This is a genomic window from Exiguobacterium sp. RIT452 (assembly GCF_003598705.1).
GTDB classification, from domain to species: Bacteria; Bacillota; Bacilli; order Exiguobacteriales; family Exiguobacteriaceae; genus Exiguobacterium_A; species Exiguobacterium_A undae.
The window spans coordinates 16,867-30,404 of record NZ_QXJB01000009.1; the positions used below are offsets into that span (position 1 = coordinate 16,867).

Here is a 13,538-nt window from a genome sequence, read left to right on the forward strand (position 1 = left end):
TCTTATGACAGATTCCGAGCTAATTTCAAAGTTCAAAGACCTTGAGGATGTTTTTAATCTCAGTAATCTTGTAAATGATGCGCTAAGGACTGTTGGATGGATATTAGTTCGGGGACTTGCTGTCATAATTGATGGATTGGAAGAAGTAACGAACACTATCCTGTTAACAAAGACATTCTTTAATAATCCAGAAGTGGTTGAATTCGTTCAGACGATTCAACCTTTTTTGTACGTTCTTTTAGCTGGTAGCTTTTTATTTACAGGCTATCTGATCATTTTCCAAAAGAAATTTGACCGTGAAGGATTCTTGATCAATTTATTTATCACACTATTAATTCTTGGGTTACTTTCCCCGACCATGATAAAAGTGAATGATTTTTCTGATGAAGCGATTGCTCAAACTAAGTCCAGCGATCTGTATAGCGAAAATGACTCTACGATTTCAAATAAAATTTTGCTTCAGAACATTCATGACTTAGTACTCTACGACAAAAAAGAATTCAAAGTAGCTGATCAGAAAGAAAAAATGAACAACATTCCTGAATCGTTAGTAAAAAACCTGAGAGTCAATGAGGTATTTAATCAAAATGATTTTTCACTATCTGACACAGGAGTTAAACTTTCTGAGAGTTTTGTAATATGGGATGGACAAAAGGCTGTGTTAGGCGAACTTGATCAAAGCGGTGTTGAATGGAACAACCAGTACTACTATCGCTATCATCCGAACTGGCTGACGATCCTTGTCACGCTTGGCGTGATGGGCTTCACTCTTTTCTCGATTGCCTACAAGCTGGCTCGACTTTCGTTCGAGTTGGCTTTTAATTATGTTTTAGCGATTTTAGTCGCCCCTGCTGACTTACACAGCGGACAAAAGACGAAGAAGGTCATTCAAAGCATCCTGAATACATTCCTCGTCATTATCTTGATTTTCGTCTCGATCAAGCTCTACACGATTGGGACGGCTTATCTTGCTGATACACTCGATGGTCTTGCCTATTTGATCGCATTGATTGCTTTCTCTGCTGCCTTGATTGATGGACCGAACATGGTCGAACGCCTCTTCGGGATCGATGCGGGTCTGAAACGCGGGTGGGGTGTCGCACTTGGTGCGTATGCTGTTGGGAAAGGTACGGCAAAAGTCGGAGCTCGTGTCGCTGGACAGACGATAAAGAGGACATCACGCCCTACTCCATCCGCCTCAGAAGCTGCTAGCACAAAGTTACCACCGAATCCTCCATCAGGTGGTGGCACACCGACGGGGCGTCCGGATCGTTCGTCCGATAGTGTGCCAATACGTTCGCAAGCACCAGAGCGCACTTCACAATTAACCGGACAAGAGAACCAACGCATTGAATCAATTGATTTATCGACGCACGACACGAGTTCGGAGAGTCCGACTGCAACAACATCAAAAGAGTCCATGCCACGTCGTTTGGACGATGTCTCACCACAATCACTTGCGACTACTCCGCCATCATCGCAAACACCTGTTGCACAATCGAAGGTGCCCGATGGATCGATGAAGGAACAACCAGCTACATCACCTAATGCGTTCACTATCTCTGAAACAACTGTCGCATCACAGCCTACTTCATCGTCGAAACAACCCATTGGATCTCGTGCACCTAGTCCGACTTCTGTTCACTCAGGATCAACATCTGACATGAAACCTAATGTACTTGCACATTCTTCTAACACACCTGAAGACGAAACACCTACTATCTCCTCTTCAGGAGCGAGCAATTCTTCACCTTCTATCAATGAGTCGCAAGAGACATCATCCGGAACACAGCGGCAACGAAAGTCGATCTATCAGACACTCGAGACCACGACACAAAAAGAACTCAAGCATGTCGAACAAACACAGACACGCGTGACGTCAGAATCTTCCCGTATGTACTCGACCGATGTCCCGCGTCTAGACCCGAAAAAGGAGTGAGACCATGCAACAGCGCCAGTACCGGATTCCGAACGAAGTCACGACCGAGCTGAAGATCAATAAGATGCTCTATCTCTATGATTTACTGTTTCTCGTCGCTTTGATCATCGTCCGGTTGATTGCCCTGCCGTTCATCCCGGACGCCTTACATCTTCCATTCACATTCTTCCTGGTCGCGTTCGGACTCTTCCTCGTCATCCGCCCAACGACGAATCCAGAGAAACGGATGATTCACGTGCTCTATTACGCGCTGATGAAGAAGAAAGACACGTATATCGCATTGACAGACGGTAAGGACGGATCGAAAGGAGCGTGATGGCATGAGTTTATCGGAAGAGAAACGATCTAAAACAATTCCGACGACAGACATTACTTGGCTCGATGAGATGCAATTGACGACACCTCCAACACGGAAGGAAAAACGCATCCGGATCCCGCCTTCTGTCGCCTCTCTGCTACCAATCATTGATGCCACGGCGCTCGATGGGTTCGAGATGCAGGACGGGACATTCTGCGACATCATTCAGCTGACTTCAAAGGATATCTACGGGTTGTCCGAGACGGAGAAGGACCATGATATCTTCTCCCTCGCCTATCTGTTGCAGGCATATATTCATCCGTTGAAGGTGATTCCGCTCAATACACCACTTAATTTGGAGAAACAGAAACAGCGTATCGAACGACAGCTACGGCAAAACCAAAACACTGCCTATCGACCGTTCCTACAAAAGAAGAAACAGGAATTGATCTACCTTGAGGAGCATCGCACCAATCGCGACTATCTCCTCTTTTTTTATGCGCCAGATGAGGCGATGCTGCGAGAACGACGACATCAATTGACGAAACTGCTCCGGCGCAGTAATCCGATGGTCGAACTGACGCTCGAACAGAAAATGCATGTGTTGTTCCAGCTGCACAACCCGAATACGAAACCGACTCAGGACGGAAAGGAGTGATGATGTCATGTGGCGCACACGTTTCCTACGGAAGCAAGACCCGGAGACGATCAAACGACAGAATGGCTACAATCCGACGTTCGTCCAAACCATCCAACCGCAAGGCGGAATTCGCTTCGAGCCGAACTATGTCCGGACCGGCGACGGTTATCTCGCTTGCCTTCATGTCTATAAGTATCAATCGACCGTCTACGACTTCTGGCTCGAGCCAATCCTCAACCTCCCCGGTGTCCTGACGACGCTCGACATCGGGACGGCGGATAAACGGGAGATGATCCGGACCATCAACAAGTCGATGGCCGAACAGAATACGCGCTACGAGAACGCGAAGGATAATGTCGACCGGATTGATGCACGTGAGACCTACAAGGAACTGAATGAACTCTACGAACAGATCACGCAGGGCGAGACGATGAAGTATCTGCACCTTCGGCTCTATGTCAAAGCGAAGACACTCGACGTACTCGAACGCCAAGTCCAGGATGTGATGGAGGAACTGGAGGCGCGGAATTTCCGTGCAACCGTCTTCCTGAACGAACAGGAATGGGAATGGCAGAACCTGTTCCTCAGCTACGAGCAACAACAAAAGCTACCGAACCGTCGTCGCGGGAAAGAGATTCCGTCGCTCTCAATCGCAGGAGGTTATCCGTTTCATTTCACGTCGCTACAGGATCCGACTGGGACCTATTACGGGACGACCGATACGAACGGAAGCGTCATCTTCGACTTATTCCACAAGGACAAGCAGCGGAAGTTCTACAACGCCTTGATGATCGGTAAGATGGGCTCCGGGAAGTCGACTTTGCTCAAGAAGACGGTCCTCGATCAAGCGATCAAAGGGAATCACGTTCGCATCTTAGACGTGACGGGCGAGTTCTCCGACCTCGTACGACAGCTCGGTGGAAAGGAGATCGCACTTGACGGTTCTGCCGGACGGATCAATCCGCTCCATGTCTATAAGACGGTCACACATGCCGACGGCTCGGCGGATGAGGCACTCTCGTTCATGCAACATCTATCGAAGATTGCGGTCTTCTATCACTACATCAATCCAGCAGCTACACAAGAAGAAGCGAACGAGTTCGAAATCCTGCTCCGGCAACTCTACCTTGAGAAAGGGCTCTGGAATGAGGACGGTGACGCGCCAATCACGACGCACCCTGCAAACACCTATCCGGTCTTCTCTGACTTCTTAGCGCTCGTCCGCTCTGAATTGTATGCGGACGATTCGCGGACGACGATTCGCGAGACGATCAGTACGAACCGTGTCCGCCGTCTTGAGAATATCGAGCTCGCGATTACGAACCTCGTTCACAACTACGGCAACATCTTCGACGGGCATTCCTCGATCGAGCGATTTGACGAGGAAGCGATTGTCTCGTTCCCGCTACGCAACCTGACCAATCTGAAAGACGAAATCTTTCAGGCACAGGTCTTCAACCTGATGAACATGCTGTGGGACGGGATGATCCTCAACGGTGCCGGACAACTCCGTAGCTACAACCAGGGTGAGCTATTGATTGAGGATGCTTTCAAATATCTGATTGTCATCGATGAGGCACATCACCTAATCAATACGCGTGACATCGCCCAACCGGCGATCCTTTATCTACAACAGTTCATGCGGGAAGCACGGAAATACTTCGGTGGCATCTTCTTCGCCTCCCACTTGATCACGGACTTCGTCCCGACCGGTTCGAAGTCGGAGAACGCAGAGAACGTCAAGACGTTGTTCCAGCTGACGCAGTATAAGTTCATCGGCGAGCAGGATGCCGAGAGCATCCCGACGATCCAGACCGTCTTCGACGGACAGTTGACGGAGAGTGAGACGCGGTTGATCCCGTCGCTCGAGACGGGACGGATCGTCCTCAGTATCTCCGGTGTGAAGACGCTGATCTTTGATGTTGATGTCTCACCTGAGGAGCTGACCTTGTTCGGAGGTGGTGCCTGATGTGGAGTACGGTCCGGCAGTCGGCACGCGTCGCCGTCCGGATGAAATGGCGGCTCCTGACCTTAAAGTATCGTCTGATCGCTCTCGGAATCGCGCTTCTTATTCTCCTACTGATCATCATCGTCGCAGGGATTCTCGATACGTTGACCGGGATCGAGAACGAACAAGCAACGGAGACACCGATCGCTTACTCGGACGCAAGCCTACAAGTCAGTGATGATGTTCTACAATACCGGGAAGCGATTTCGCGTGAATTGAAGAAGGAGCAACTCGAGGGACAGACGAACGTCGTCCTTGCGTTGATGATGCAAGAAAGCGGTGGACGCGGGAACGATCCGATGCAAGCGAGTGAATCGAAGTGCGGACGGATTGGTTGCATCACCTCTCCTGACGAGAGCATTCGTTACGGCGTGAAGCACTTCGCATCTGTCTTCCGGCAAGCGAACGAGGACGTCAAGCTGACGCTCCAGAGTTACAACTTCGGGGGTGGCTTCATCGATTACGTCAAAGAAAATGGAGGACGCTATACGAAACAACTCGCGATTTCTTTTTCACAGATGATGTACCAACGCGTCAAGAAGAGCGGCATCTATCAGTGTCATCGTCCGAGCGCGATCGAGCATCAAGCCTGCTACGGTGACATCGAATATGTCGATGCTGTCCTCCGTTATCTTACACCGACCGTACTAGCGGAAGGCAAGACAGGACCGATTAAAGGGAAACTTCATGCTCCGCTCGACATCCCACTGCAGATGACATCGGGTTTCGGGTCACGGATCGTTTTCGGAAAGACGGATATCCATACGGGCATCGATTTCAGTTGCCACGATACGGATACCGTCCACGCCGTTCGCTCCGGTACCGTCACCTATAGCGGTTTACGCGGACCGTATGGGCAACTGATTCAGATCAAACAAGGCGACTGGATCACCGCTTACGCCCACCTTTCTGCACGCCAGGTTAAGACGGGGCAAAAGATCGAAGCTGGACAAGCGATCGGGATGTGTGGGTCGACCGGACGTTCGACCGGCAATCATCTCCACATCGAATTTAAGACGAGTGATTGGTCCGGTCACATTGATCCGGCACCACTGTTTTCGCTATAGGGAGGGATGAACTATGGCATTGACGAGTCGTCATCTCCTATGGCTCGTGTTGTTCTGTCTGTTGCTGTCGATCAGTGCCAATGTCTATCAATATCGTTCGATGGCAGCAGATGAATCGCATCGAATCGTCGAGAAAGACGAGAAAAGTGTGTTACCAAAAACGACGGTGTCAGATCCGTCCATCTCAACTAATGAACAAGAGCAAGAACAAAATTCAATCATTTCGAAGAGCGCGGAACGCTTTATCACGTTCGCCTTCACATGGGAGGATGGGACCTATCCAACACGCAAACGACAAGCCGATCAGTATATGTCGGAGTCCATTAAACGGACGCTGTTTGCGAGTAGCAGAAGCGATAACAAGTTCACCGCCTCCGTCTCGGACATCGAAGTCTTTCCAAATCGGGACGATCCGGAGCATTGTCTCGTCCGCTTCCAACGGACGTTGACGATCGATGCCAATGGTTATGAAGAGACGTCTGAAGAATTAGTTGAACTGACCTTTACGCATCAAAATAAACGGTACGTCGTCGATCAGATGAAGAGCCTTCAAACGTCAGGAGGTGTCTAAATGCATCCAGGAAAACGAAAGACGCTGACCCGTGACTGGTCACGACTGTACCTCGGAACAGGTCTGTTCTTCTTGATTGGTTTTCTGTTTTTCGGTTTCTCTTCCCTCTTCTTTGCTGAGGAACAACCGATCAATGCGACACCCATCGGCGAAGAACAACGGTTGACGAATGGACAGACCGTCACGCTTCTCGATTGGTCCCATGATGTGCAGCGGAAACAAATGCGCGTCCGTCTCCAGTTCGATCAACCTCAAGATTACGCGTCAAAGCTTGTGGCACGAATCGCCTATAAGGAACGACCAACGGATGAGCAACGCGTTCGTGTCGTCTATCAGCAGGACGAGCACTACGTCTTCGAAATCGAAGATGTACCGCGTGACTTTGACCAACTAGCACTACGCTTGTATGTCATGAAGCCTGAACAGTCACTCGATAAGTTGCGTGCTACGAAGCGAGAAGATTCTCTCGTCGAATCACTCTATATGGATCAGCGACGCGTCCTAAAGATGTCACTTTCTATTCAACAAGCAGATGACTATGCACAACTTTTTCTCGCTGACGAGCACCTGCAAAGTCAAAAACGGATCAAGAGAATGAAGCGCGAACAGGCGGAACAAGCTTCTCTCATCCAACAGATTGAACAGGATATCGAGACGAAACAAGCCACCTTACCCGACCTGACACTCGATGAACAAGTCGAACGTGAGGATGAAATCTTCAATCTGAAGCGGGACAAAGAAGACGCACTGTTACGACAAACGGAATTGAAAAAACAACTCACGCAAGAAGAAAAAAGACAGAATCAGCTACTTGTTAAAGCACGTGAACTGAAATGGTAAGGTGGCAAACACCGTGCCAAAATGTCGTTTTTAGTGGCACGCGGTGTGACCTTTTGGCGATTTTGATGATATCAGGGAAACACTAGGCTCCGCCTAGGCTAGCACGCTCCGTGATAGCAGTTTCCCCTTATGCTCTTTTTTACGGTTTTGAACTATTTTTGGTTTTTCTCCTCTAAAAAAATCGACGTACATTTAGTCATTCTATCGACCTTCATCAACGCTTAGATCGATTCTGTTACGTCACTTTTTTGACTCTTTTCATCTCATGATGCTGTATCTTCGACCAGATATTTTTCCAAAGTTCGACAATCAAGGAGACGCTCACGGCTTCTCCAAGTGCGTAACCGTGTTCGATGATGGATTGCATATGTTTCCTCCGTTCTTTTTCTAAGTAGGATCACCTTTCTCACTTCTAATGACAGGAGGAACGAGTGAATTGTTCGGAAAACTTTTCATTTTTTAAATCATTAAGACTGACTTTCCTGATGGAAGGAGGAAGACGAATGGATCTCTTGATTCGTGACATCGACCCCCGATTCGTCAAACAACTCGACGAACAGGCGGAGAAGCAGATGTGTTCCCGACAAGAATTATTGAAAGGATTATTGACCACCTGGTGTGCAGACGGCGTCCAGTCGACACAGGTCGCACGCCTCGAACGACAGCTCGAAGCGAATACCTTGCATCTGAAGCGGAGTGCAACCGAACTCGAACTCTTGACTACACTCTTCCGTGAGGTGATGCAGGATGAGTAACATTCCGGGCGTCATCATCAAGTCGAAGTTCAAGTTACCGCAAGCAACACGACGTGCGCGTCGTTATACGACCTACCTCAGCTACATCGATCGTCCGGAGACGAAAGCGCGGTCGCATCAATTTGAAAACTATCACGACTATATGGAAGATGAACTGAAATCAAGCGGCCTGTTCACGGCAACGCAAAACCGATTGAATGCGAAGGAACGAGAGCAGTTACGCAATATCTTCCGACGGGCACAAGAGAACGGCAGCATCCTCTGGCAAGACGTCATCTCGTTCGATGAAGCCTGGTTACAGGAAGTCGGCGTCAAAGAAAATCGTTACATCGATGAACAACGATTGATGCAGGCGACACGGAACGCGACCGCTTTGATGATCGAAAAGGAACAGATGTTGCACGCGGAATGGACCGCTGCCATCCATTACAACACGGACAACATCCATGTCCATGTCGCGACGGTCGAGACGATGCATCCACGCGAACGCGGCAAACGCAAACCGAAAACGATCGAGAAAATGAAGGCACAAATCGTCCATACGCTTGCCGACCGGACACGGGAACAGGAGAAGTTGAATGCCTTCATCCGTGATGAAGTCCTCGCGCACAAACGAAATCATGCAACACTATCCGTTTCAAATCGCATGCTACATCCGGAACTCGTACGCCAGTATAAAGCGATTCAGAAACGACTACCGGATGATAAACGGCAGTGGTACTACAACATGAACGGCATTCAAGAACTGCGTCCTTCACTCAATCAATTGACTGACACATATCTTGCGACGCACTTCGAGAAAGAACACGCCGCGTTCAAGCAACGACTCGATACGGAGGTCGCATTCTACGAGCGAAGTTACGGATCGGCATCTCAAGCATCGACTTACCGGAAGACGAAAGAACAGGATCTCTACACGCGGATGGGAAACGCCATCCTGTCAGAGATGCGTGAATCGTCTAAGTCACCTCAGGAGCTTGCGAAGATGAAGACATCCTCACCTAGACAAAACATCCAAGCAGCGTTTCGACGTGAACGGATCATGCAAGAGACGCTCTATCGAATCGGACGACACATGAATGATGAATGGGACCACATCAAGAATCAGCGTGCGTTTGAACAACTTGAACAGGAAGTCCAACACGAAAGGTAAGGTGACGGGCAGTGGAGGAAACAAAACAAGTCCGAATCAAGATGAGTGCCGTGACCGCTGAATTTTTAGAGGAATACCGGGAGAGAGAACGGTTGTCTGGGATTGGTCCGGCAATCGATCACATCATCCGCGACTATCAGGAGATGATCAAAAAGCAATGGGACTTGAACTATGTCAGTCGTTCCGTCTCGAAACAAATTGAACAAGCGTTGACGTCGTTCTGGGAAGAACAGATCACGAAAAGTCTTTCTCCGTTACAAAAGAGCGTCCAACAAACAGACCTTCAAACACAGGTATTGATCGAATTGCTACAAGCCCTGATGCAGACGGAGAGCATCGAGGACATCATCCCGACGACCGAATACCGTCCCTCGTTTCTTGAGACGGCAGAGACGGCTGTAAGAAAGCGAATCGACCAACGAAAGCAATATAAGCATTCAGACGAAGAAAGGATGATCCACAAATGAGACGACTCGAAGCCTTCACACTCGCCATACTTCTCGAACTGCATCAGACTCATGTCGCCGTCATGATTCATCAAACGCGCTATGACATTCCCCTTTCACATGAGGAACACGAGCTACTGCAACTCTTACAGGAAGAACCCTTGGTATTACTCCCGGTATCACGTGATCGCCGTCATCTACTACTGGATCGACTGGTTAACGACTTGATGGTATTAGAAGAGTTGAACGATTTTGAAGGTGCTGCTGATTCGTACGTTTCGTCGGAAGGAGCGTGAGTGGTATGGCATACAAGAAGAAAACACGTGAGGATTACCAGAAGGAAGTCCAAGCGTTAACCGATAAAATGGAGACGCAGCTCGCCTCCCACTTCGTCAGTCAGGAGAGCATCAAGGAACACCTCGACTTCATGAGCCGGTTCCATCGCTACTCGACGCGGAACATGCTGTTGATCGAAGAACAGTTCCAAGGCGCACGTGCCGTCGGTTCCTATGCCTACTGGGAGAAGCAAGGTGTCCAAGTCCAAAAAGGAGAGAAAGGAATCAAGATTTTCGTCCCCTCCCCTGTTACGTTCATCAAACGAGAAACGGATTGGGTGGCGTGGAAGGATGCGACGAAGACGGAGCAAAAACGCGCCAAGGAAGGTTCTCTTCCGACACGGAAAGCGATGTACTATAAGATTGGTCATGTCTTCGAGTACACACAGACCGATGCTCGGGAGAAGGGACTCGAAGTCTCTGAGCTCTTCGCTTCCTATCATCGAAATGGATCGCTTCGTGAGGTGGAAACGTTTCGCCGCGCGTTGAACGGGATTGCCGAGACACAAGACGTGAAAATACTCGACCAGCCACTGAACGAGCTTGGTACGGCAAAAGGCTGCTTTTATCCAGAACTGAACGCGATCGCCTTGAATCCCCGCAACTCGGACATCGAGAACGTCACTATCTTGATTCATGAACTCGCGCATGCCAATCTGCACAACATAGAACGGAATGAAGAACGCGGAATCGAGTTAAAACCACATGAGAAGGAATTCCAGGCGGAGATGGTCGCTTACACGGTCGCGGCACACTTTGGTTTTTCGACAGACGAATTTTCATTGTCGTATCTCGCTAACTGGACGCAAGGCAGAGACTTGCGCGATAAGGAAGACTTGTTGCACGAAGTCCATCAGACATCCGGTCATTTCATCCGTGATATCCATACTGCGCTCGAGAAAGAGCAAATCTTGGAACGCGAAGCATCACCGATTAAAATGATTGAGTATATCGAACAGACTGCACAGGTCACTGAACACGGATTACCGTTAGCTGAACGTTTAGAACGAATCATGCAACATTCACCGGAGGACGTCGGTGCTTACCTGACGAGCATCGCCAAGCAAGACACGCAGCAAGACCTGTCATCTTTTGACGAACCAATGATGCTGGTCCATGGAGCGACAGACTTCTTCGAACCGTTCGCAAAAGCCAACGACCGTGACTTCGACGAACATGAGACCGTCGCCTATACGCTCGTCATCCCGGGCGAAGAACCGATCAGCCAACACTTCCGTGTCCTCGATGATGCGATAGGACCGTACCATCATATCCTAAACACAGAAGTCGTTAGTAAGAAGACCGAACAAGTACTCGAAAAGGCATGGTACGACGAGATGGTTTCGACGGAAGATCGTGACTTAGAAATAGTCCGACAGATCGTAACGCGTCACTTCAATGTACCGGAGCAAGATTTCCGAAGTCGCTAAAAATAATCTTTAATTGAGAATAATATTATTAAAAAATGATAATATCATTGACTAAAACACAGTAAAACAAGAACAAAAGTTCTTGTTTTACTGTTATAATCTATAGAATATTAACTCGAATGGAGGAATTTACTTGCCAAAAGTTATTAGTACATCTCTTTCACAGTTTTCTAAGGACAAAGTAGATTTAGATGCATCTAGATTATCTATTGCAAGAACAAGTACAAAAGCACTAGTAGACAAAATTGAAAAATTTGAAGACTCTGATGATAGCTTCCCTGCTATTTATAAAGATGAAAACTATGTTCGTATGGGCTCTTTTGCAAGAAGAACAAAAATTAGACCTTTAGACGATATTGATTTTTTAATTGTTTTTCAGGCAAATAGCAGTACTTATCTAGAAAAAAGTAACGGAGTTTGTGAAATAAAGGTTCCTACTACTTCAATCTCACTTTATAACCTAACTAATGATGATGGAACCTTAAATTCAATAAAGCTATTAAACAAACTAATCAAATCTTTGCAGAGCGTTCCAAATCACTCATTAGCAACTATTAAAAGAAATCAAGAAGCTGCCACATTTAAGTTTTCTAGTTATGAATGGAATTTTGATATTGTTCCTGCGTTCATAACTTCTAAAGATATCTATGGAAATAGTTTTTATTTAATACCGGATGGTAACGGAAAATGGAAAAAAACAAATCCTCGTATAGATTCTGCAAGGGCTACGGAAATCAATCAAAAAAGAGACGGGAAAGTTTTGAGAATAATTCGATTAATCAAGAAATGGCACTCACAACAGCATGTACCCAATGTCGGATCATATCTACTGGAAAACATGATTTTAAATCATTATGAATACAACGAGGTTGGTTCTACTGATCAAATAGCATTAAGAGACTTATTTAATGTATTAAGTTCTTCTATATACAGTCCTTGTCTGGATCCTAAAGGAATCCAAGGAGATCTTAATCATCATAGCTTTGAAACACAAAAAAGATTTTCCGCTGCTGCTTATAAAGCGTATGAAAGGTCTTCATTAGCAATTCAATATTTTCTTGAAAACAAACATAAACTTTCTCATCAAGAATGGCAAAAAATATTCGGAAGTGATTTCCCAGATTATGAATAAAAAAACTTTAAGTGAACGTCAAAATTCTTCTGATTCTATTGATTTACTAAAGGCAATGCGACAATCTTATGATAACGGAAAATGTTTTAGATTTACTCGAATAGTAATTACAGCTTCTATTCCGATCTTCAGTATATTCATTATAAATTTCAATTCTGATTTAAAAGCATTTTTCGCTTTGATTTCAGCTATTTGGCTAGCTTTCAGCAGACTTTATTTTATAAATTTTGAAAAAGAATGTATCAAAACAGCAGCAGTTCTCCAAGAAGAATTTGATACTAAATTATTTAAAATCCCTTGGAATAAAATGTTGGTTGGGGAAAAGATTAATGATAAAAAAAGAATGCTTTTAAGTAATAAATTTAAGGGAGACGAGTCAAAACTTCTTAATTGGTATCCCGGGTTAAATAAAATTTCTAATGAAAACTTAACTTGTTTAATATGTCAGAGGACAAGCCTACAATGGGAAATTGAATTAAGAAAATACTATAAAAATAGAATACTTCTTCCAATATTTCTTTTTAGTTTATTCATTGCTTTTGTTACTCTTTTTCAGTTCAATCTCTCTTTTCAGACTATAATATTATCAATCATTATTCCATCTTTGCCTTTATTACTTCATCTAATCGAAACTCTGAATGCTCATAAGAATCAAATTTCTGTTCAAGAAAAAGTTTTATCATCAATTAATAGTTCAATTAATGATTTTGAGACTCATAATTCAAATCAAATAAGAGAATATCAAAATGCAATATTTATGAAGAGAATCGAAACTAATACTGTTCCTAGCAAAATTTATTGGTTAAAACGAGATATTTACGATGATATAGCAAAACGTATTAATCAAAAAACAAACGAAACTGATAATTAGAGCACATAAATCAAAGGTGTTGCATACTTAAATAGCATGCAACACCTTTGATT

At 46.1% G+C, this 13,538-nt stretch carries 15 protein-coding genes; 14 read left to right on the forward strand and 1 reads right to left on the reverse strand.

Annotation, left to right across the window (positions count from 1 at the left end; translation table 11 throughout):
- Positions 1 to 4: 4 nt before the first annotated feature.
- The 7 genes from D3D03_RS15155 to D3D03_RS15185 are packed head-to-tail and all read left to right on the forward strand — an operon-like array spanning position 5 to position 7,363.
- Positions 5 to 1,939, forward strand: a complete 1,935-nt coding sequence (locus tag D3D03_RS15155; RefSeq protein WP_119924057.1) for a pLS20_p028 family conjugation system transmembrane protein — start codon at positions 5 to 7, stop codon at positions 1,937 to 1,939.
- Positions 1,940 to 1,943: 4 nt separating this feature from the next.
- Entirely contained in the window at positions 1,944 to 2,255 is a 312-nt protein-coding gene (locus tag D3D03_RS15160; RefSeq protein WP_029343412.1) for a DUF5592 family protein, read from the forward strand.
- A 4-nt stretch (positions 2,256 to 2,259) separates the two neighbouring features.
- Positions 2,260 to 2,895 carry a hypothetical protein gene (locus D3D03_RS15165; RefSeq protein ID WP_119924058.1) on the forward strand — a complete coding sequence of 212 codons (636 nt, stop codon included), beginning with the start codon at positions 2,260 to 2,262 and terminating at the stop codon, positions 2,893 to 2,895.
- Between the two features lie 7 nt (positions 2,896 to 2,902).
- The gene (locus D3D03_RS15170; protein ID WP_119924059.1) at positions 2,903 to 4,846 is read left to right on the forward strand and encodes a VirB4 family type IV secretion system protein; all 1,944 of its coding nucleotides are present in this window, start codon (positions 2,903 to 2,905) and stop codon (positions 4,844 to 4,846) included.
- Positions 4,846 to 5,952, forward strand: a complete 1,107-nt coding sequence (locus D3D03_RS15175; RefSeq protein WP_050678820.1) for a lysozyme family protein — start codon at positions 4,846 to 4,848, stop codon at positions 5,950 to 5,952. Before D3D03_RS15170 ends, D3D03_RS15175 begins: the two co-directional genes overlap by 1 nt.
- A gap of 13 nt (positions 5,953 to 5,965) precedes the next feature.
- Complete coding sequence (locus tag D3D03_RS15180; RefSeq protein ID WP_050678821.1) at positions 5,966 to 6,523, forward strand: hypothetical protein; 558 nt, start codon at positions 5,966 to 5,968, stop codon at positions 6,521 to 6,523.
- Complete coding sequence (locus D3D03_RS15185) at positions 6,524 to 7,363, forward strand: hypothetical protein (protein ID WP_050678822.1); 840 nt, start codon at positions 6,524 to 6,526, stop codon at positions 7,361 to 7,363. It begins immediately after the preceding gene.
- Between the two features lie 235 nt (positions 7,364 to 7,598).
- Here the strand turns inward: D3D03_RS15185 and D3D03_RS16980 are convergent, their stop codons facing one another.
- A complete protein-coding gene (locus D3D03_RS16980; RefSeq protein ID WP_255415541.1) occupies positions 7,599 to 7,730 on the reverse strand; it encodes a hypothetical protein in 132 nt (43 codons plus the stop codon).
- Positions 7,731 to 7,866: 136 nt separating this feature from the next.
- Between D3D03_RS16980 and D3D03_RS15190 the strand changes: the two genes are divergently transcribed.
- The 7 genes from D3D03_RS15190 (at position 7,867) to D3D03_RS15220 (ending at position 13,485) form a co-directional block, all read left to right on the forward strand.
- Positions 7,867 to 8,118 (forward strand): hypothetical protein, encoded by a 252-nt coding sequence (locus tag D3D03_RS15190; RefSeq protein ID WP_053451914.1) that lies wholly within the window; start codon positions 7,867 to 7,869, stop codon positions 8,116 to 8,118.
- A complete protein-coding gene (mobP2, locus tag D3D03_RS15195; protein ID WP_119924060.1) occupies positions 8,111 to 9,271 on the forward strand; it encodes a MobP2 family relaxase in 1,161 nt (386 codons plus the stop codon). Before D3D03_RS15190 ends, mobP2 begins: the two co-directional genes overlap by 8 nt.
- Positions 9,272 to 9,282: 11 nt before the next feature.
- Positions 9,283 to 9,738, forward strand: coding sequence for a hypothetical protein (locus D3D03_RS15200; RefSeq protein WP_050678825.1), 456 nt, complete (start codon positions 9,283 to 9,285; stop codon positions 9,736 to 9,738).
- The gene (locus tag D3D03_RS15205) at positions 9,735 to 10,013 is read left to right on the forward strand and encodes a hypothetical protein (RefSeq protein WP_119924061.1); all 279 of its coding nucleotides are present in this window, start codon (positions 9,735 to 9,737) and stop codon (positions 10,011 to 10,013) included. The genes D3D03_RS15200 and D3D03_RS15205 overlap by 4 nt, the downstream gene beginning before the upstream one ends.
- A gap of 5 nt (positions 10,014 to 10,018) precedes the next feature.
- Positions 10,019 to 11,482, forward strand: a complete 1,464-nt coding sequence (locus D3D03_RS15210) for an ArdC-like ssDNA-binding domain-containing protein (RefSeq protein ID WP_119924062.1) — start codon at positions 10,019 to 10,021, stop codon at positions 11,480 to 11,482.
- A 133-nt stretch (positions 11,483 to 11,615) separates the two neighbouring features.
- Positions 11,616 to 12,614 (forward strand): nucleotidyltransferase family protein, encoded by a 999-nt coding sequence (locus tag D3D03_RS15215; RefSeq protein WP_050678828.1) that lies wholly within the window; start codon positions 11,616 to 11,618, stop codon positions 12,612 to 12,614.
- A complete protein-coding gene (locus tag D3D03_RS15220) occupies positions 12,607 to 13,485 on the forward strand; it encodes an S-4TM family putative pore-forming effector (protein WP_050678829.1) in 879 nt (292 codons plus the stop codon). Before D3D03_RS15215 ends, D3D03_RS15220 begins: the two co-directional genes overlap by 8 nt.
- The last annotated feature ends 53 nt before the right edge of the window (positions 13,486 to 13,538 follow it).

Coding starts and splice junctions, on each gene's coding strand:
- mobP2 (WP_119924060.1), top strand. CDS start 8,111: ATGAGTAACATTCCGGGCGTCATCATCAAGTCGAAGTTCAAGTTACCG.
- D3D03_RS15170 (WP_119924059.1), top strand. CDS start 2,903: ATGTGGCGCACACGTTTCCTACGGAAGCAAGACCCGGAGACGATCAAA.
- D3D03_RS15185 (WP_050678822.1), top strand. CDS start 6,524: ATGCATCCAGGAAAACGAAAGACGCTGACCCGTGACTGGTCACGACTG.
- D3D03_RS15210 (WP_119924062.1), top strand. CDS start 10,019: ATGGCATACAAGAAGAAAACACGTGAGGATTACCAGAAGGAAGTCCAA.
- D3D03_RS15165 (WP_119924058.1), top strand. CDS start 2,260: ATGAGTTTATCGGAAGAGAAACGATCTAAAACAATTCCGACGACAGAC.
- D3D03_RS15175 (WP_050678820.1), top strand. CDS start 4,846: ATGTGGAGTACGGTCCGGCAGTCGGCACGCGTCGCCGTCCGGATGAAA.
- D3D03_RS15205 (WP_119924061.1), top strand. CDS start 9,735: ATGAGACGACTCGAAGCCTTCACACTCGCCATACTTCTCGAACTGCAT.
- D3D03_RS15160 (WP_029343412.1), top strand. CDS start 1,944: ATGCAACAGCGCCAGTACCGGATTCCGAACGAAGTCACGACCGAGCTG.
- D3D03_RS15155 (WP_119924057.1), top strand. CDS start 5: ATGACAGATTCCGAGCTAATTTCAAAGTTCAAAGACCTTGAGGATGTT.
- D3D03_RS15190 (WP_053451914.1), top strand. CDS start 7,867: ATGGATCTCTTGATTCGTGACATCGACCCCCGATTCGTCAAACAACTC.
- D3D03_RS15220 (WP_050678829.1), top strand. CDS start 12,607: ATGAATAAAAAAACTTTAAGTGAACGTCAAAATTCTTCTGATTCTATT.
- D3D03_RS16980 (WP_255415541.1), bottom strand. CDS start 7,730: ATGCAATCCATCATCGAACACGGTTACGCACTTGGAGAAGCCGTGAGC.
- D3D03_RS15180 (WP_050678821.1), top strand. CDS start 5,966: ATGGCATTGACGAGTCGTCATCTCCTATGGCTCGTGTTGTTCTGTCTG.